Below are 18,502 nucleotides of genomic sequence, written 5' to 3' on the forward strand. Positions count from 1 at the left end.
CGTTTCGGAGGCACTAAAGTAAAAGCTTTTTGAGCATATTTGAATTTCGCAAAACAAATAGTATGTTCAAAAGATTAACTGCCATATTCACGCTATGTTTACCGGTAATGTTCTGTTCGGCGCAACAAGTTCGCCCTGCAAAATCTTCGGAGATTTATAGAGAGCTTAAAACATTGAAACACCTGCCTAAGGTTTTATATTTGGCGGCCCATCCCGATGATGAAAATACTGGTTTACTTTCTTGGTTAATTAACGATCAGAATGTAGAAACAGCTTATTTATCGCTTACCAGGGGAGATGGCGGGCAAAACCTTTTGGGTACCGAACAAGGTGCAGCATTGGGCTTGATCAGGACACACGAACTCCTGGAAGCCCGTAGATTAGATGGCGCACAACAATTTTTTACCAGGGCGATTGATTTCGGCTTTTCTAAGAATACCAGCGATACTTTTAAACAGTGGGATGCTGATAGTATTACAGCCGATGTGGTTTGGGTGATCAGAAAATTCAGACCTGATGTGATTATCTGCCGTTTTCCGCCAACTGCTGCTGCGGGGCATGGGCAACATGCGGCTTCTGCAGTTGTTGCCGAGAAGGCCTTTAAGGCTGCTGCCGATAAAAATATGTTTCCTAATCAGCTTAAGTACGTTTCTGTTTGGCAGCCAAAAAGATTGTTATGGAACACCTTTAGGTTTGGTACTGTTAATACAACAGCCGAAAATCAATTAAAGGTTACCGTTGGACAGTATGATGCCCAGTTGGGAATGGGGTATGGTGAATTAGCCGGATTAAGCAGGAGCTTGCATAAAAGTCAGGGGGCAGGAACACAATCGGTAGCCGGTGTACGTTCCGAGTATTTTACCAATGTTTTGGGCGATCCTGCCAAAAGAACTCTTTTTGACGGATTAAGTGTCAACTGGTCGGATAAAGGTATAGGCGATATTGATGAACTGATTGATATTATATTGTTATCATTTAATTACAATCAACCTGATAAAAGCCTGCATGGGCTGTTGATGTTAAGGAAGAAAATCGCAGAATTGCAGGATGTAGCGTTGAGGAAAGATAAACTTGCCGCAATCGATAACATCATTTTAAGCTGTATAGGTTTTATGGGCGAGGTGGTTACCAATCAACCTGAAGCGATTGCAGGCAGCAGTTATAATTTTCGTTTAAACTTAATTTCAAGATCGGCTACTCCAGTAACGGTAGAAAGTGTGAATTGGTTAAACCAAACAGATAATTTAAATAGAAAGCTTACCAACGATTCGCTGATAACCCTTGAACGTAAAATCCAAATTCCTGCAGATGCTGCACCTACTGAGCCTTACTGGTTAGCCAAGCCTGCAAAAGATGCGGCTACATTCAGTGTAGCTAACGATACTTTAATCGGGCTTCCAGAAATGCAATCGCCTGTTAATGTGCTATTATCATTAAAAATCGAATCGGAAAAATTTGAGATCAAATTGCCTTTATCGTATAAAAAATTAGATCCTGTTAAAGGTGATGTTGTAGAAACATTGAGGATTATTCCCCCACTTGATTTAAGTTTTAGTGAACCTGTTTATTTCGCAAAAGAAAAAGAAGCTTTAAATGTTAGCCTTCGCTTAAAGGCCAATAAGAACATTAATTACGGTAAAGTGAGTTTCAAGATCGGTAACCAGGTAATTAAAACTTTTCAGGGAATTAACCTTGCCGAGAATACGATTACCACTAAAGATTTTCTGATTCCGGTTGAAGATCTTGCCAAAATAAAAAGCAACCAGAATAAACTCGAAGCAGTTTTTTCTTCAGAAGCGAATGAATATTCAAAAGGACAGGTATTAATTCAGTACCCTCATTTGCCAACCCTACAGTATTTTGTTCCGGCCGCAACGTGGTTGATTAAGGGAGATGTAAAAGTATTGGCGAAAAAAGTTGGGTATATTGAAGGAGCCGGAGATTTAATTCCCGAGTTTTTAAGGCAGGCAGGTTTACAGGTTGATGTACTCACAGAAGCGGATATCTTAAATCCGGCAAAACTGGCAAGTTACGATGCTGTGGTAACCGGAGTAAGGGTAATTAATACCGAGAAAAGAATTAAAAACTGGCAAACTGCTTTGCGTAGTTATGTAGAAAACGGTGGAACCATTGTAATGCAGTACAATACCACACAGGATATGGCACTTCAGGATTTCGGTATTTATCCCTTTAGCATCAGTGGTAAAAGGGTAACCGAAGAAAATGCCGAGGTTAAGTTTTTGAAACCTGAACATAAGCTGTTAAACTATCCAAATAAAATTACCACTGAGGATTTTAAAGGCTGGGTACAGGAGCGTGGCGCTTATTTTCCAGATAAATGGGATGCCAAATACGAACCGCTTTTCGAAATGCACGATACAGATGAAGAGCCGCTTCAAGGATCAACGCTTTATGCTAAATATGGCAAAGGGAACTTCATTTACACCCCTTTGGCATTTTTCAGGCAACTGCCTGCCGGAAACGTTGGTGCAGCCAGGTTGTTCTTTAACTTTTTATCAGCTGGAAAGTGATGAAAAATCGATTCAAAAACTGGAATACCTGGTATATTTTGCTCGCTTTGGCGCTACTGTTCCAGATTGTATTTTATTATCTGTTTACTAAATTCTGGTCATGAGTAATATCGATTGGGCAGTATTGATATTCACCTTGCTTGCTGTTGTAGCTTACGGCGTTTTTATTGGTCGCGGGCAAAAAAGCAATGCTTCCTATTTAAAGGCCGATAATAAAATGCCCTGGTACATTGTGTTATTGGGGATTATGGCTACGCAGGCCAGTGCCATAACTTTTTTGTCAGCGCCTGGGCAGGCTTATACAGATGGCATGCGCTTCGTGCAGTATTATTTTGGTTTGCCGCTGGCAATGATTGTTATTTGCATTACTTTCATACCGATTTTTCAAAAGTTGAATGTATATACGGCCTACGAATACTTAGAGAACCGTTTCGATAAAAAAACAAGGGTTTTAACTTCATTGTTATTTCTGTTCTCGCGGGGATTATCAACCGGCATTAGCATTTATGCCCCAAGTATTATCCTCTCAAGCGTTTTAAACTGGAATATTTATTTAACCAATATCCTTACAGGAGGAATCTTATTGATTTATACTTATGTTGGTGGTGCAAAAGCAATTGCGCATACACAAAAACTGCAGTTTTTGATCATTTTAGGGACAATGGCCTTTGCCGGATATCTTTTGGTGCAAAATATGCCTAATGGAATCGGATTTAAAGATGCACTTTACCTGGCCGGGAAATCGGGTAAATTAAATGTAATTACCACCGGATTCGATTGGAAAGATAAATATAATATCTGGAGTGGTTTAATCGGAGGCTTTTTCCTTGCACTTTCTTACTTCGGGACCGATCAGAGCCAGGTGGGAAGATACATTACCGCGAAAGACAATACCAATGCTAAAATGGGATTACTGTTGAATGGACTGGTTAAGATCCCGATGCAGTTCGCTATCCTGTTGATCGGTGCATTGTTGTTTGCTTTCTTCTCATTAAAGCCGGCGCCGATTTATTTCAATGAACGCTCCTATCAATATTTAAAAGAAACTCAGCCTCAACAAGCGGCAGCTTTCGAAAAAGAACACGATGCTTTAGCGCAGAAATTTAACCAGCAATCAAAACGTATTCTGGTAGAAAAGGAAAAGCAATTACCATCTTTAAATTCTTCGATAGAAAACTTTAAATCGACCCAAAAGCAGGTGAAAGAACTGCACGGCAGGGTAGAAGAGGCCATCAACAAATCGAATTACAATGCGGAGAAAACCGATACCAATTATATCTTTTTATACTTCGTAAAGAATACCCTTCCGGTCGGGATGATCGGCCTGCTTTTCGCCGTCATCTTTTTGGCTAGCTGGGGTTCTATTTCTGCAGCGCTGAATTCGTTGGCTGCATGTTCGTTAAAAGATGTACACCTCATTTTTGGTAAAAAAGAGGTAGACGATGAAACCGAACTAAAATACAGCCGTTTACACACTTTGGCCTGGGGCATTTTTTCGATAGCTGTTGCCATGTTTGCCACACAGATGGGTTCGTTAATTGAAGCTGTTAATGTACTGGGCTCGCTTTTTTATGGGCCAATCCTAGGTATTTTCCTGGTGGCATTTTATTTTAAAAAGATAAACGGACCTATCGTATTTATTGCGGCTATCTTATCCGAAATTGCCGTTGTCGCTGTATATGAGTTCGATATTGTTTCATTCCTTTGGCTCAATGTAATCGGCGCAGCAGCAGTAATTATGTTCTCGGTAATGGGCCTGTTGTTTTCTAACCCAAAAATCGCAGTCGACAGCTAAACTTAATTTTTACTTGCAGCAGATATTTGCTCTCCGAGTGCAAGCCTAAAATTTAATACCTTTATTTTCGACAAAATAGATAACGCTAAATATGAACGAAGCCTGGGTTGATAGGTGGAATGACCGATACAGTACCGATGAGTTTGCTTATGGCGAACAGCCGAATAACTATTTAAAAGAGCAGTTGATACAGCTCGAGACCGGAACAATACTTTTTCCGGCAGAAGGAGAAGGCCGAAATGCTGTTTTTGCCGCTAAACTCGGTTGGAAGGTTTCGGCCTTTGATATCAGTATTGAAGGAAAAAACAAAGCACTTCAACTCGCAGAAAACAATAACGTTAGTATTGATTACCAGGTGGGCGAGCTCCAGGAGCTGGATTATAAAACTGAACAGTTTGATGCCATTGCCTTAATTTATGCACACTTCCCATCGGCAATTAAATCAACTTACCACAAAACACTGAGCAATTATTTACGCAAGGGCGGTTTGCTTATTTTCGAAGCTTTTAGTAAGAAACATCTTGATTATCTTGCCAAAAACGAAAAAGTTGGAGGACCAAAAGAAATCGATATGTTATTCTCAATCGAAGAAATAAGAGCTGATTTCGAAAATTATGAGATTCTGGTGCTGGAAGAAAGGGAAATTGAACTGAAAGAAGGTTTGTTTCATAATGGACAGGGCTCGGTAATCAGATTCGTTGGAAGGAGGAAATAAAGTGGTTTGGCCTATAGGTGAGAAATGAATTCAAAAAAACAGTGAAGTTTTGCACATTTTTTTAGATACTAGAATTATAGTTTTTATCAACCGAAAGCTATAAATTCGTAAAATTAAAAACAACAAAAACAGATAAATATAATACTATGAAAACGATGATTAAATCTATTACATTGCTATTTACGGCGATTACCATTTCTGTAAGTGCAATGGCACAAGATGCGCAGCCTAAGCCAAGTCCTGCGGCCACAACAACAGGAAAAGTTAAGGGTGCAACCATTACCATCAACTACAGCAGTCCTGCAGTAAAAGGGCGTAAAATCTGGGGCGGTTTAGAAGCTTTTGATAAAGTGTGGCGTGCAGGTGCAAACGAGGCTACTACTTTCGAAACCGATAAAGATATTGTAGTTGAAGGAAAAGCTTTGGCAGCTGGAAAATACAGCTTCTTTTTAATCCCTAAAGAAAGCGGAATCTGGACAGCTATCTTTAACAAAGAACCAAAACAATGGGGTGCTTACAAATACGAAGAAGCTAAAGATGCTTTGCGTGTTGATGTTAAAACCAAAGCGTTAAAAGCTACACAAGAACGTTTGGTTTACAAAATTACCAAAAGTGGCTTTGCTTTAGAATGGGATAAAATTTCTGTTCCAGTTAATATTAAATAATTAGATAGAATTATTCAGAGCCGCCCCAGCTTAACATTTGGGGCGGCTTTTTTATGCATTGTTTTTTGAAAGTGACTGTGCTGTAATTTTTGGCAGCTTGTAGTTCCGCTTTACTGCGTTGCACTCCGTGTTTGCTGCAATCGGGTTTAAGAACAAGGGTTTGCGCTCTCTGTAATGGAGCCTTACAAAAAGAACTATAAGCTCACACAAGAGGAAGTTAATGGCGGAGAGGTGTTGAAAATCGTTGCTTCGGCCGTACCGGTTAAAATTTCGGCTACCGAAAACTGGATTTCGAGTCTTGGGAAATAATTTTAAAAAATTACAAAAAACGGCAAACTTATTCCAGATAACCCTGTTGTTCTAGTATAAATTTCAAGATCATGGCACCTTTAAAATTAAGCGAAGAACAGCATGCTACATTAAGCAATAAAAGCACATTAGAACAAGTTAACGAACAGCCTTTAGAACTTCATCCGGAAGCCTATAAGGTAAAAGGCCCATCTCCTGATAAGATGAAAACGGTTTCATCTTCATTAAGGAACTACGCCCACGGTTTGTACGGATTGTTGTAAAAACGTCTCCAACAAAAACTCCTCATACCAGATGATATAAAGCAGCCAGGACTTAAAAAACTGGCTGCTTTTTTATAGCAACAAACTGTAGATCTATTTTACATATCATCATTCTAAACAGTTTTGTGTTAGTGAACGTAATCAAGAGCTCGTGTTGCAAAACAGATGCTGAAACAAGTTCGGCATGACGTAACGCGAGATCAGACATGGTAAATTCAAATAGACTATCGTCATCCTGAACTTGTTTCAGGATCTTTGCCGAAAGATGTTAAGACAAACTCAATTCCTTTTCAATTCCAAATGCATACCTTACCCTTATGAAACAAAGTGCCGGAATATTGCTTTTCAGAAGAAAAGATCTGCAGGTGGAATTTTTTCTTGTTCATCCGGGCGGGCCGTTCTTTGCCAAAAAAGATCTTGGCTTTTGGACAGTGCCAAAAGGAGAATTGAACGAAGGTGAGGAAGCTTTAACGGCTGCGATCCGCGAATTTAAAGAAGAGACCGGCGAAAGCTTAACCGGAAATTTCATTGAATTAACGCCTGTTGTACAAAAAGGAGGAAAAAAAGTACTGTGTTGGGCTGTGGAAGGAGATCTTGATCCTTCAGCAGTTGTTAGTAATACTTTCGAAATGGAATGGCCACCCCGCTCGGGTAAAAAGCAAAGTTTTGCAGAGATAGATAAAGCTGATTGGTTTACTTACAGCGATGCCATTACATACATTAACGAAAAGCAGATCGCCTTACTCGATGAATTAAAATCTAAACTAAGCCGTTAATTCAAACTGTGAAATGTCTTTTTCGGCACCGTTAATAATTATCGAAATCTGATGGTTGCCCAGATGAAATTTACGTGTAGTAATCAGTACGAATTTTTGTTTTCGGAGAATGTTTATCGTTGCACCTGCAGGATAAATCCGCTCAGAAATCTTATACACCTTTTTAGTGTTCTGTCCATTTTGCTTTTTATAGTAAATAGCATATTCCAATCTCACCTTTTGTTCGAAAGGATTTTCATTAAGGATAGAAAACGAAAACTCCAGACTTTCGCCAATTTTGATCTGAGGATTTAAGATTTTGAAATCTTTTAATAAAATTCCTGCATCGTCTAATCCATAATGTTTAAGGATATCGGCATGGCCTTGTTTAAGTAGCGTACGGCAACCATGTTTAATAATAGCATCTGTTTCGGCCCCCAAGCCCGACCAGTTTTTAGCTATATTTAAAACAACATGGGGATGATCTTTAGCAATATCGTTCAAGCTATTGGCAACGCTCCGCCTTACATATTCTGATGGATCTGTTTTAAGATTTTCCAGTATCGGTAAAATGGATGTCGGGTCTTTTTTCAGAAATGGAATACCCATGGCCCAAGGTAATCGTGGACGGCTGCCTTCGCTGGCGAGCCTTCTCACTTTATGGTTTTCGTGCAGCGACCATTTTTGCATCTTTAAAATCATCTCATTTCCGTATTTTAAAATAAAAGGACGAACGGCAAATTCGCAGCTTACAAATTGCGTAACAAATTCGAGCGCTTCAACTGAACCTTCTAAATCATCAATGCCATAGGTTTCGATATAATCAGGTAAAAACATATAAGCCAGGCCATCTTCCCCAATACCCTGAATCCTTAATTGTGCAATTGTTTTTTTAATGAGCACAATCGTTTGAGGATAATCTTCAGGTAAAAAATTGTGTAATACCTTTGAGGTGTGCTTCATCCGTTCTTTTAGCTCTTTCGATTTAAATTCGGGTGTGAAAATCTTTTTAATAAATATCTCTTTTTCGAAACCCGGTATGGTAACAGTCAACGCATGCGTTAATCTATCATAAAAAGAAGGTGAATATAAATCTTTAAGCAGGCTGGCCATATGGTTTGGTAATTAATTAATATAGCGCTAATTTACTAAAAAAATTAGTATTTTTAAGTAGCTCACTCAAATAATTATTTCATCGTATCATTTTTACGTAGCGTTTAAGAATTTCAGCTTTTTCTTTGGCACATTTGTTTATCATAAAAACGACGAAATGAATACAACAAAAATAGGCTGGATCGGGTTAGGGAATATGGGAATCCCGATGGCAGAACAATTGATAAAAGGAGGTTATGCGGTTACGGTTTACAACAGGAGCAAGGATAAAGAAGTTTCGCTGAAAGAAATGGGCGCATCAATTGCTAAAACACCTAAAGAGCTGATTGTAACCACTGATGTAATAATCATTATGGTATCTGATGATGCCGCAATTGATCAGATTTTTAAAGGAGAAGAAGGGCTTTTTAGTGTAGAAACTTCGGGCAAGATTATCGTGAATATGAGCACGGTTTCTCCTTCAATTTCAAAGGAAATGGCCATGTTGTGCAAAGCAAAAGGAAATTTTTATTTAGATGCGCCAGTTTCAGGAAGTGTGAAGCAAGCAGAAACCGGTCAGTTGGTGATTATGGTTGGAGGTGAAGAATCTGCTTTTAACCAGGTAAAACCTATCCTCGAAAAAATGGGAAAACTGGCCAAACTTGTTGGTGGAAATGGTGCAGGGAATAGTGCAAAGCTGGCTATCAATTCACTTTTGGCCTTGTACGCACAGGGCTTGGCCGAAACTGTTCTGTTTGCTAATGAACAAGGGATTAGAACCGAAGATTTATTAGAATTGATTAATAATGCAGCCATTGGCAATATTTTTACCAAAATTAAAGGTGATGCTATTATTGCGGATAATTACAAAGCTGCTTTCGCCCTTAAACATATTGTAAAAGATTTGAACCTAGCAAAAGAAGAAGGTATTTCATCGCCATTGGCTAAAACAGCACGGGATACTTTCGAAGCGGCAGCCTCAAAATATGGAGAAGAGGATATTATTGCAGTAGTTAAACAGCTTAAAGGATAAAGCGATCCTTTTTAATTTTAATACTAAAGTTGATAACCATAGGAGATTTTGGCTTTCTATGGTTATTTATGGGATATTACAAAGTTTCATGTATACCGTGTGAAATGAGGTAAGTTGCTATATTTTTAAGTCGCCAAAAAATACCATCGAAAGGGATGAAGTCATTTTCTTCATCTTTAAAGATATGATAATCAGGTCGATCTTGTATTCCACTTTGTACCAAGAAAAGTATTCCGCCCAATAAAACAACCAGGGTTAATCTGGTACTATTCTCTGGTCAAGTTTCAGATCGATAGGGACAGAAATAGGTTGAAAATACCATCAGGAGATATTATGCTTAATGAATGACGATATTTTTAATTAGACGCACTGTTGAATAGATGCGGTTTATATCCTGCAGTATTCAACAGCATTTTTGTGATTGTCCAACAGAGAAATTACTTTTTTTAATCTTTGATCTTAAAAATTAGCCTCTATATCTATGCTATATACATTATTTATTTGCAAGTTTTGCTTAGGTGTTAAGCTTAAATCAATATCAAGATAAGAGAGAAGCAGGTCAGTGGGGATCTGGTCAAATAGTCCAGGATAAATACGTTTAAATAGCGATATTCTGTTTTCAGTATTCTGCAGTCTAAATAAGATATTTCTATTGTTTACATCAGATATGGCAGTTTGGAGAAGATAATCATTAAATAATGAATCAAGAACAGGGTACCATGCACAGCCTTCCTCCAGCTCAGTTTGGTCTATCAAAAAAACAATAGTATCCTGTATGGCAAAAAGATTGAAGTTACCATCTGTTTGTTTAAAACCATTCGGGATATATACGCTACCTTTCGGGCCCAACCATATATTGGTCTGCTCGGCCTCTTCATTCACTAAATAGCCATTAACCAGGCCATCTGCTACAATTATAATGTTACCGTTAGCAGTTGAGCTGTTTGGCTTAAAAAGCGTTTTTCCTTTGCGAATGCAGAGAAAAGCTGTATGTCTGTACATAAAGCGAATAGCTGCTCTATCTTTCTTCCGATCTAACAATGGAAGAAATATCTTTAAAAAATATTTGATGTAGCCTACTTCCATATTGATTTAATTAAGTTTTGTGGTTAACATATTGATTTGTTTTTTATCGGGTAAATCGCATCTACAAACTGATCATGCTCAAAGACTCAAATCCTCACCCGAATTAAAAGGGTATAATTTCTTGTCAGTTACCAATCATCGGCTCTTTCTCCTTCATAGGTTTTAACGGCACTGCAAGGTGCTATGGGGTAAGACCAGTTGAAAACTAATTCATCTACCCCAAGCATCAGCTTTGGAACATCTTTGCACGTAAATAAATCGATTTAGTTTTTTTGCGCGACGATCGTTTTTGGTATTATGCTAATCTTACTTAAGATCGGCTACAACTAAATTCTGTATTAAAAATTAATTTTCCTCTGATTTTGATCAAGACGTATCTTGATCTTACTCATCGCTAAAACTAGGCGGTGATGTGGGCAAAACGATAAGTTTCCAAGTGGATATTCCAGATAAAGTATGCTAATTTTTCATTGTTTTCAAAGCGTTCATATCCAGTATAATAATGTTATTTCCGTCTTTTTCAATTAAGCCCTCTCTTGTGAAATCTCCAAGCACCCTACTCAGTGTTTCTGTTGCAATGCCTATCAAGCATGCCAAATCGTATCTGGGAAGTATAAATCTATTATTCTCTGCAGACTCGTGGTTTAGTTTAGTCAGTTCAATAATTGCCTTTGCTATCCTCTTCCTTACAGAGTAATAGGCGATATTCAGTAGCTTTTCATCACGGTTATTCAGGCTATGAACAAGAGCTTTAGCAAAAAAGCTGAATATGTCTGGGTAGTCTGTAATTAAATTCTGGAAATCGGTGTAAGGGATGGTCAGTATTTCAACAGTATCGATGGCTTCTGCAATTTCCTTATTTTCAGAACCTAATAGTGCGCCCTGCAGGCCGAAATATTCGTGCGGGCCATAAATGCCGGTGATAAATATGTTGCCGGCTGAATCAGCGACATAGGTTTTTATCTTTCCCGATAAAATGTAATGTAATCCGAGCGATCTCCTTTCTCCCCTATAATAAAGAACCTGGTTTTTTTTAAAAGATCTTGGCAAACAACCTTCAAACCTTGATCTTAACCAGGATAATTCATCTCCACTTTTATAGACATTCTTTAATTGAGTATGCCGGTTTAAAAATAATTCATGTTGAAGCCTTTTTTTTCTGAGCTTTACCTCAACATGATTAAGCAGCTCGCCATCATCAAAAGGAGCCATGAGGTAGCCATCTGCGCCCAATTCCATCACTCTGCGGGCAAGGTCGTAATCCTGATTGTTCAATATCATAATAAAACTGATACCCGCAGTTTCCATAAATTTATTAACAACACGCAATACCCCAATTCCGTCCATTTCAGCTACATTTACCTCCGAAATAATTACATCTACCGGACTTTTTCTGATAATGTCGATTGCTTGCTTACCGCTATTTGTTAATTTTACATTGTATTTCCCGATTGTTAGTATTTCGGTGATTTTTATCCTTAGATCGAAATCCTCAAGTATAATCAAGATTTTAGATCCCTCCATTTAAATTTTATGTTTAATCCTGAAGGCAATAGTTTCCTTTAGATTGGCAAAACAGGTGTTAAACCTGATTTCTGGACCTTTTTGTTACGTTATTTAAAGCTTTTCGATAGACTAAATTAAGGTCTGCGAGAAAGAAGATAGACAATTGGAAATAATAGAGATAGCAAAAAACTTCAGTCGGTGGGTGGAAAAATTATCTTGACAGAAGTGTAGATAATGCTACAGGCTTTGTTAAAAAAATGATACAGTTTTTTAACAAGCATTTTTAAAAAAGGCATTTATTAAAGGTTTTTATAGGGATTAATAGACAAATATCCAATAAAAATGAGCATAAATACGCATAACTAGATTGATAATTGTCAAATTGATTGTTGATTGTGGTCAATAATGGAACATTTAGTGTTTTTTTAGGGGCTATTTAGGTAAAGCGATTTAGTATTATTATTTATATGGAATGTGTACAGCTGCATATGTATCATATGTAATTATTTAAATTTAATCTATTTAAATATAAAGTTAAATAACTTGATTGTTTAAAACGATTCTTAATTATTTTTTGGCACAATGATGCTTCTGTGCTGTGTAGGTGAGTAGTAAAGATTAAAGGACGAGGTACTGCCTACAAAAATAACCGGACTGTTTATGGTAACCGAATCTAATTTTTCGAAAGTGCTATCTTTTTTTGTGTTGTTCAAACAATGCCGAATATCAACATCGATCCGGTTAATTGAAGTGAATATGGTTAAAAGACAGCAGCTTGCGAATAAATGGAAAGATAGGTAACTAAACTGGAACATCCTGATGTGAAAAAGAACAATCCAAAGGCAAAGCAAAAGCGTAAGTGAGATGCAGATTAATAAAATAGACATTTTCATTTCTTGGAAATTGATCAGCGCAGGTAAAAATGCGAATGGCAATAGACCGATGACAAAAGCGGCGTTTCTTGTACGACTTATGGTAGAAGTATCGCAGATCCAGGAGTGCACAATAAAGGATATTGTGATAATTAAAGGCAAAAGGACTAAAAGAGCTGATTTTTCCAAATAGCTTAATCCTCTCTGTGAGGAGGCCAGGTCGCCAAAATCGTAAAGGGTAAAGATTTCAATATTAAAACTAGCAAAAAAATAATCTTCTCCAAAGCCGATCAATAGCACAAGGAAAACGGTTGTTAATATCAGGTAGGTAATAAACAAGGTTGAAATATTGTTCGTTTTATCTGCCATCTTAATTATAAATAGATTGCGTAAGGTAAGAGCAAACGGAAATATGCGACATAGGATAGATTTTGATTCTCAAATTTGCTTAAGCATTCCCTTATTTTCATTGATAAGAATTAATGCGATTAATGATTGTTGTCAAAGCCATATCCCATTCGAAAGTTGCTTATACTTGTTAGATCTGGTTGGATTAATAAAATTGCTTGATTCTAAAGATTCAATGTCTGCCTCTCTAGGCTTTAAATAATGAATAATTTTTAATTAATTAAAAATCAGTACTTTAGTTATTTTTGTAAAAAATAATGAACATAATATTTGTATCGTACGAAAATCATCGTACCTTTAGGATGTGAAAAGTAATCAAACTGAAAATAATCTGCCTGAACCTACTAAAGCTGAATTAGAAATTCTTCAGGTGTTATGGGAGTTTGGTCCATCTACAGTTCGGTTTGTAAACGATAAATTGAACGAGCAGCGCGAGGTGAATTATACCTCAACTTTAAAGCAGATGCAGATCTTAGCCGAGAAAGGAATATTAAAACGTGATGAAAGCCAAATGAAACACATTTATATTCCTGTTGAAGCTGAAGAGAAAACCAAAGTCCAGTTGTTAGACCGTTTTGTAAATACCCTATATAAAGGATCTGCTTCGCAGTTAATGATGCAGCTTTTGGGCAATGAGAAAACCTCTAAACAGGAGATAGAAGAGATAAAGCGGCTATTGGATAGCATGGAATAATTAATAATAACAGATTCTAAAGAACCACAATGATGGAACTTAAGTTAATTAACCTTTTACCCGAAAATTGGCTTCATGCCCTCGGTGCTACTTTATTCCACTCGCTATGGCTTGGGGTAATATTAGCCTTGCTTGCTGGTTTGGTTATGTTTACTACCCGAAAAGCAAGTGCTTCAACACGCTATAATCTACTCACCATTTGTTTGATGTTGTTCGTTGTGGCCATATTCTTCACTTTTTACAAAGAACTGCAAAAGCCTATAGGCGCCGCGGCTGATCAGGTTGTAATCAATCTCTCTAGTGGGGTTACCAATCAGCCCGTAATTACAAATGTGCAACACGATATGTATTCGGGATTGAACAAAATTCTTTCTTTATGGAATGCGTATGCTTATCAGATTGTACTGATCTGGTTTTTAATTATATGTGGAAAGAGCATTCAGTTAATGGTAGGTTTAAATGGTGTATATCATTTACGTAAGCATAAAACCTATGCTGCGGGTAAAAAATGGGATGAAAAGTTAGCTATGCTGGCTGAAAAATTAGGTTTAAGTCAACCGGTTAAAATGGTGCAGTCGGGTATTGCGCAGGCGCCAATGGTTGTGGGTCATTTTAAACCCTTAATTCTGGTTCCATTAGGTTTGCTTAGCGGCCTGTCAGATGCCGAGGTTGAGGCGATTCTTTCTCACGAACTGGCCCACATTAAGCGTAAAGATTACCTGGTGAACCTATTACAAAGTTTTATCGAAATCGTTTTCTTCTTTAACCCAGCGGTACTTTGGGTATCACAATTAATAAAAACAGAACGCGAACATTGCTGCGATGATTTGGCCATTGCCTGTGTAAGCGATCGCAAAAACTACGTTCAGGCCCTCATTGTGTGCCAGGAATTTAAGCAGCGTGCACCTGCTTATGCTATGGCCATAACGGGTAAGAAGGGTAGCCTGCTGCATAGAGCAAGCAGGATGTTATTCAACACCAATTCAACTTTAAACAAAATGGAAAAGACTATATTAACCATCGCCCTGGTATCGGTAGTGGTTTGCAGTGCTGCTTTTAAAAGCGTTGACCGTGCAAAAACAGTTACCGGAAAAGAAATATCCACCTCAATACAAGTTTTACAGGATACAGCAAAAAAAACTAAACCTGTTGAAGGGAAACCTGGCGATCAATTGGAAAGGGAAATCAATTCGAAAATGGACCGTCAATTGAAACAGTTGGCAGAAAATGAGAAAATTAAACGCAATGAAACAGCAGATGATGTAAAAGCGAGAATTGCTGATCAGCAAGCCAGAAAAGACGATGCTAGAAAGGCCGTAGCAGACGAGCGCATGCGGAAAGAAGATGCTAAAGCCAGAATTGCTGACGAAAAACTTAGGATAGCAGACGAGAAACTTGCAAAAGAGGATGCTAAATTGGCCGAGGAAGACGCCAAATGGGCAAAAGAAGATGCCAAGTGGACAAAGGACGCTGATAAATGGGCACAGGATGATAAAGAGGGTAGAGGAAACCGTGTACCAAGAGCACCACGTCCGCCACGCCCACCTAGAGCGCCAAGGGCATCAGTTGCGGTTCCTGCGGTCCCTGCCATGCCGGCAATTCCAGCAGTTCCAGCAGTACCACCAACTCCGCCTACGCCCCCTGTATACAACCAAAGAACAAGTACCCGAACAGGTGTACAGCGTACCGTTACTTCGAAAACCGTAACCAATGGAGACGGACATGATTATACCAACGAAATTAATCAGGAGTTGATGAAAGACGGTATCATTAGCAGTACCAATAAACTATCGTACAAGCTCAATAAAGATGAGCTGATTGTAAACGGTGTAAAACAAAATGCAGATGTTCAGAAAAAGTACAAACAACGGTTTTTGAAAAACGATAAGCATTCGCTGATGTATAACTTCCTGATTGAAAACAACAAAAACTAAGTTCTAAAAGCGCTAATCCAATTCACATCATGAAATTTAAGATCATGGCTTTTTTAGCCTTATGGATAAATATTGCCCTTACTTTTGCTCAAGCCCAAACCCCACAATCCAGAATTTATGGTCGTGTATTGGATGCCGAAGGAAAAAATATAGAATTTGCAACAGTTGCACTCCTTAAAGATTTGGCATTGGTTAAAACAAGCTTTACTGAAAATGATGGAATGTTCAGTTTTGATAAGCTCGGTTATGGAAAATATTTGATTAAAATATCGGTGGTCGGATCGCCAATATATCAAACCGATACTTTGGTGCTAACTGCCAGCCATGCTGTTATCGCATTGCCAGATATCAAGATTAAAGCTGGAGCAACCAATTTAAAGGAAGTGAATATTTCGGGACAGAAAGCTTTTGTAGAGCGGAAAATAGACCGTACTGTTGTCAATGTTGATGCTTTGATTTCGAATGCAGGTACAACCGCACTGGATGTGCTGAGTAAATCGCCTGGGGTGAACGTAGATCAGAACGGGGCAATTTCATTAAAAGGCAAAAATGGGGTGACTATCTTTATTGATGATAAACCAACTTATTTATCGGGGGCCGATTTGGAAAATTACCTGCGTTCGTTGCCTTCCTCTTCGCTTGATCAGATTGAACTAATGACCAATCCGCCTGCTAAATACGATGCTGCAGGAAATGGAGGTGTAATTAACATCAAAACCAAGAAAACCAAAACCGCTGGGTTTAATGGTGGGATTAATCTGAGTTTAAACCAGGGCGAATTAAGTCGCTCGAACAATAGTTTCAACTTTAATTACCGAAAGGATAAGATCAACATTTTTGGAAACCTGAGTTATAACCTCAATAATAGTTTTACCGATCTCGATCTGAACCGTAAATATAAAAATGATGATGGTAGTGCGAAATCCTACTTTAATCAGAATTCTTATTTCCGCAGGCATGGCAACACTTTTAATTTAAAAACAGGGCTTGATTATTATGCATCTGACCGCACAACCTGGGGCGTAGTGCTTACCGGAATGAACCGGATTTCTAAACAGGTAAACAACAATACCAGTAATTTGTCTAATGCGTCAATGCAGTTAGATTCGGTTATCAGGGCTGAAAATATCGATCAGATTAAATATCAGAATGCGGGCGTAAATTTAAATTACAGGCACAAATTTAAGCAGGCAGGACGAGAATTAACCTTCGATGCTGATTACCTGCTTTACCGGAATCAAACCGATCAAACTTATTACAACTTTAGTTATCTCCCTAGCGGAACATTAAAATACCAAGATATTTTAACAGGTAACCTGCCTTCAAATATTGATATCTACACCGCTAAAATGGATTATTCGCATCCACTTGAAAATAAGTGGAAGCTGGATGCGGGCGTTAAAACCGCTTATACCAAAACCGATAACATTGCCGATTACTTTAATACGGCAAATGGAAAAACGAGTGCTGATTATGAAAAGAGCAATCACTTTTTATATGAGGAGAATATCAATGCGGTTTACCTGAATATGAGCCGGGAAGGAAAGCGGTTTTCGCTTCAGGCTGGTTTGAGGTATGAAAACACGGTTTCTAATGGGCATCAGTTGGGCAATCTGATCAAACCCGATTCGAGTTTTAAAAGAACCTATAACAGTTTGTTCCCAACGCTTTATTTCTATTATAAGCTGGATACTGCTGGGAACAACCAACTGGGACTAAATTACGGAAGAAGAATCGACCGGCCATATTATCAGGACCTTAATCCGTTCTTTTCTCCGTTGGATAAGTTTACCTATTATGTCGGTAATCCTTTTTTAAAGCCTTCTTTTACACAGAGTATAGAACTATCGCATATTTTTAAAAATAAGATTACCACCACATTTAGCTACAGCTGGGTGAGGGACGAAGTGAACGAAACCATCGAAATTTTAAATGGCACCTATTACAGCAGACCTGCAAATGTGGGCAAAACAAGGGTGGCCAATGTTTCGGTAAATGCGGAGATCGATCTTACAAAATGGGCAAAATTAAATGCCTATATGGAGTTTGGTAAAATAGTTTCAAAAACAGATTTTTATACTGGTTTTTTGGTTACCAATGGCAGTTATTTTAGAACAAACCCCAATGTGCAGTTTAAAATCAGTCCGACATGGAATGCAGAAATAAACATGAGCTATCAGAGTAAACTTTCTAATGTTCAGTTTTTACTGGGTTCGGTGCATGAGTTTGGCGCAGCTGTACAGAAAAAACTCTCTGCAAAAAGTACTTTGAAATTAACGGCAAATGATATTTTCAGAAACCGGATATTTAATGGCGTAATTAATAATCTCGCAGCTACCGAAGCCAGCTGGACAAACAAGCAAGATTCGAGGAATTTTGTTTTGAGCTATAGCTATCGTTTTGGGAAGGCATTTTCTTCGCCAGCAAAACACGAATCTTCTGGTGCGGATGCAGAAAAGAACAGGGTGAAAAATTAACGGAACAATTCGTTCATCCTGGCTGGAGCATAGCGAAATGGAGGGATATAGCGTTGACCATTTTTTTGGAAAGCAGTGCCTGTGGTGCTTCTGGTCATCCAGTCCCGCCCTTTGCTTAATCCTGTGAAGGACAGGATAACGCTGTCGGTCGGGTTTATTTTACCCTGGATAGTAGCACTGTTTAAGATCACTAAACCCGATCGGAGCGGGATGCCAATTCCTTCTAATTGGCAGAAGCGGGAGTGGGACTGTTTTAACCTAAAAGCTTCTACAATTGCTTTCCAAAAAAATCTTATCAATTGGTCTTCATCCTAACTGGGGCGGAATATATTTTTTCTATTTCTATTGGTTGGTGTCTCACCGACCA

At 38.3% G+C, this 18,502-nt stretch carries 16 protein-coding genes; 11 read left to right on the forward strand and 5 right to left on the reverse strand.

Annotation, left to right across the window (positions count from 1 at the left end):
• Positions 1 to 62: 62 nt before the first annotated feature.
• The 7 genes from H9N25_RS01505 to H9N25_RS01530 all read left to right on the forward strand — a co-directional run bounded on the left by H9N25_RS01505 (position 63) and on the right by H9N25_RS01530 (position 7,054).
• Complete coding sequence (locus H9N25_RS01505) at positions 63 to 2,531, forward strand: PIG-L family deacetylase (protein ID WP_190327715.1); 2,469 nt, start codon at positions 63 to 65, stop codon at positions 2,529 to 2,531.
• A 100-nt stretch (positions 2,532 to 2,631) separates the two neighbouring features.
• Positions 2,632 to 4,326, forward strand: coding sequence for a sodium:solute symporter (locus H9N25_RS01510; RefSeq protein ID WP_190327716.1), 1,695 nt, complete (start codon positions 2,632 to 2,634; stop codon positions 4,324 to 4,326).
• A 91-nt stretch (positions 4,327 to 4,417) separates the two neighbouring features.
• Entirely contained in the window at positions 4,418 to 5,041 is a 624-nt protein-coding gene (locus H9N25_RS01515; protein ID WP_167293015.1) for a class I SAM-dependent methyltransferase, read from the forward strand.
• 146 nt (positions 5,042 to 5,187) lie between these two features.
• Positions 5,188 to 5,706 (forward strand): DUF2911 domain-containing protein, encoded by a 519-nt coding sequence (locus tag H9N25_RS01520; RefSeq protein WP_167293016.1) that lies wholly within the window; start codon positions 5,188 to 5,190, stop codon positions 5,704 to 5,706.
• A 174-nt stretch (positions 5,707 to 5,880) separates the two neighbouring features.
• Positions 5,881 to 6,015, forward strand: coding sequence for a hypothetical protein (locus tag H9N25_RS24835; RefSeq protein WP_255524541.1), 135 nt, complete (start codon positions 5,881 to 5,883; stop codon positions 6,013 to 6,015).
• Positions 6,016 to 6,086: 71 nt separating this feature from the next.
• The gene (locus tag H9N25_RS01525; RefSeq protein WP_167293017.1) at positions 6,087 to 6,278 is read left to right on the forward strand and encodes a hypothetical protein; all 192 of its coding nucleotides are present in this window, start codon (positions 6,087 to 6,089) and stop codon (positions 6,276 to 6,278) included.
• A gap of 317 nt (positions 6,279 to 6,595) precedes the next feature.
• Positions 6,596 to 7,054 (forward strand): NUDIX domain-containing protein, encoded by a 459-nt coding sequence (locus H9N25_RS01530; protein ID WP_190327717.1) that lies wholly within the window; start codon positions 6,596 to 6,598, stop codon positions 7,052 to 7,054.
• On the opposite strand, the gene H9N25_RS01535 is transcribed toward H9N25_RS01530, so the two are convergent.
• On the reverse strand, positions 7,043 to 8,146 hold the full coding sequence (locus tag H9N25_RS01535; protein ID WP_190327718.1) for a DNA alkylation repair protein: 1,104 nt from the start codon (positions 8,144 to 8,146) through the stop codon (positions 7,043 to 7,045). The two genes, H9N25_RS01530 and H9N25_RS01535, sit on opposite strands and share 12 nt — an antisense overlap.
• A gap of 157 nt (positions 8,147 to 8,303) precedes the next feature.
• On the opposite strand from H9N25_RS01535, the gene H9N25_RS01540 reads away from it, so the two are divergent.
• Complete coding sequence (locus H9N25_RS01540; RefSeq protein ID WP_190327719.1) at positions 8,304 to 9,158, forward strand: NAD(P)-dependent oxidoreductase; 855 nt, start codon at positions 8,304 to 8,306, stop codon at positions 9,156 to 9,158.
• A gap of 459 nt (positions 9,159 to 9,617) precedes the next feature.
• Here the strand turns inward: H9N25_RS01540 and H9N25_RS01545 are convergent, their stop codons facing one another.
• The 3 genes from H9N25_RS01545 to H9N25_RS01555 form a co-directional block, all read right to left on the reverse strand.
• Positions 9,618 to 10,244, reverse strand: a complete 627-nt coding sequence (locus tag H9N25_RS01545) for a hypothetical protein (protein ID WP_190327720.1) — start codon at positions 10,242 to 10,244, stop codon at positions 9,618 to 9,620.
• Between the two features lie 459 nt (positions 10,245 to 10,703).
• A complete protein-coding gene (locus H9N25_RS01550) occupies positions 10,704 to 11,768 on the reverse strand; it encodes a response regulator (RefSeq protein WP_190327721.1) in 1,065 nt (354 codons plus the stop codon).
• A gap of 545 nt (positions 11,769 to 12,313) precedes the next feature.
• Entirely contained in the window at positions 12,314 to 12,991 is a 678-nt protein-coding gene (locus H9N25_RS01555) for a hypothetical protein (RefSeq protein WP_190327722.1), read from the reverse strand.
• Positions 12,992 to 13,334: 343 nt separating this feature from the next.
• Here H9N25_RS01555 and H9N25_RS01560 point away from each other — a divergent pair, with 343 nt between their 5' ends.
• Genes H9N25_RS01560 through H9N25_RS01570 form a run of 3 tightly spaced genes read left to right on the forward strand, consistent with a single transcriptional unit; the run spans position 13,335 to position 18,135 of the window.
• Positions 13,335 to 13,724, forward strand: coding sequence for a BlaI/MecI/CopY family transcriptional regulator (locus H9N25_RS01560; protein WP_167293024.1), 390 nt, complete (start codon positions 13,335 to 13,337; stop codon positions 13,722 to 13,724).
• A 29-nt stretch (positions 13,725 to 13,753) separates the two neighbouring features.
• Positions 13,754 to 15,658 (forward strand): M56 family metallopeptidase, encoded by a 1,905-nt coding sequence (locus tag H9N25_RS01565; RefSeq protein ID WP_190327723.1) that lies wholly within the window; start codon positions 13,754 to 13,756, stop codon positions 15,656 to 15,658.
• A 29-nt stretch (positions 15,659 to 15,687) separates the two neighbouring features.
• Positions 15,688 to 18,135, forward strand: a complete 2,448-nt coding sequence (locus H9N25_RS01570) for an outer membrane beta-barrel family protein (protein WP_190327724.1) — start codon at positions 15,688 to 15,690, stop codon at positions 18,133 to 18,135.
• Here H9N25_RS01570 and H9N25_RS01575 read toward each other — a convergent pair.
• Complete coding sequence (locus H9N25_RS01575; RefSeq protein WP_190327725.1) at positions 18,132 to 18,434, reverse strand: hypothetical protein; 303 nt, start codon at positions 18,432 to 18,434, stop codon at positions 18,132 to 18,134. The genes H9N25_RS01570 and H9N25_RS01575 overlap by 4 nt on opposite strands.
• Between the last annotated feature and the right edge of the window lie 68 nt (positions 18,435 to 18,502).

The sequence above is a fragment of the Pedobacter riviphilus genome (assembly GCF_014692875.1).
Classification (GTDB): domain Bacteria; phylum Bacteroidota; class Bacteroidia; order Sphingobacteriales; family Sphingobacteriaceae; genus Pedobacter; species Pedobacter riviphilus.

Coding starts and splice junctions, on each gene's coding strand:
- H9N25_RS01535 (WP_190327718.1), bottom strand. CDS start 8,146: ATGGCCAGCCTGCTTAAAGATTTATATTCACCTTCTTTTTATGATAGA.
- H9N25_RS01525 (WP_167293017.1), top strand. CDS start 6,087: ATGGCACCTTTAAAATTAAGCGAAGAACAGCATGCTACATTAAGCAAT.
- H9N25_RS01555 (WP_190327722.1), bottom strand. CDS start 12,991: ATGGCAGATAAAACGAACAATATTTCAACCTTGTTTATTACCTACCTG.
- H9N25_RS01565 (WP_190327723.1), top strand. CDS start 13,754: ATGATGGAACTTAAGTTAATTAACCTTTTACCCGAAAATTGGCTTCAT.
- H9N25_RS01570 (WP_190327724.1), top strand. CDS start 15,688: ATGAAATTTAAGATCATGGCTTTTTTAGCCTTATGGATAAATATTGCC.
- H9N25_RS01530 (WP_190327717.1), top strand. CDS start 6,596: ATGAAACAAAGTGCCGGAATATTGCTTTTCAGAAGAAAAGATCTGCAG.
- H9N25_RS01545 (WP_190327720.1), bottom strand. CDS start 10,244: ATGGAAGTAGGCTACATCAAATATTTTTTAAAGATATTTCTTCCATTG.
- H9N25_RS01520 (WP_167293016.1), top strand. CDS start 5,188: ATGAAAACGATGATTAAATCTATTACATTGCTATTTACGGCGATTACC.
- H9N25_RS01540 (WP_190327719.1), top strand. CDS start 8,304: ATGAATACAACAAAAATAGGCTGGATCGGGTTAGGGAATATGGGAATC.
- H9N25_RS01550 (WP_190327721.1), bottom strand. CDS start 11,768: ATGGAGGGATCTAAAATCTTGATTATACTTGAGGATTTCGATCTAAGG.
- H9N25_RS01510 (WP_190327716.1), top strand. CDS start 2,632: ATGAGTAATATCGATTGGGCAGTATTGATATTCACCTTGCTTGCTGTT.
- H9N25_RS01505 (WP_190327715.1), top strand. CDS start 63: ATGTTCAAAAGATTAACTGCCATATTCACGCTATGTTTACCGGTAATG.
- H9N25_RS24835 (WP_255524541.1), top strand. CDS start 5,881: ATGGAGCCTTACAAAAAGAACTATAAGCTCACACAAGAGGAAGTTAAT.
- H9N25_RS01515 (WP_167293015.1), top strand. CDS start 4,418: ATGAACGAAGCCTGGGTTGATAGGTGGAATGACCGATACAGTACCGAT.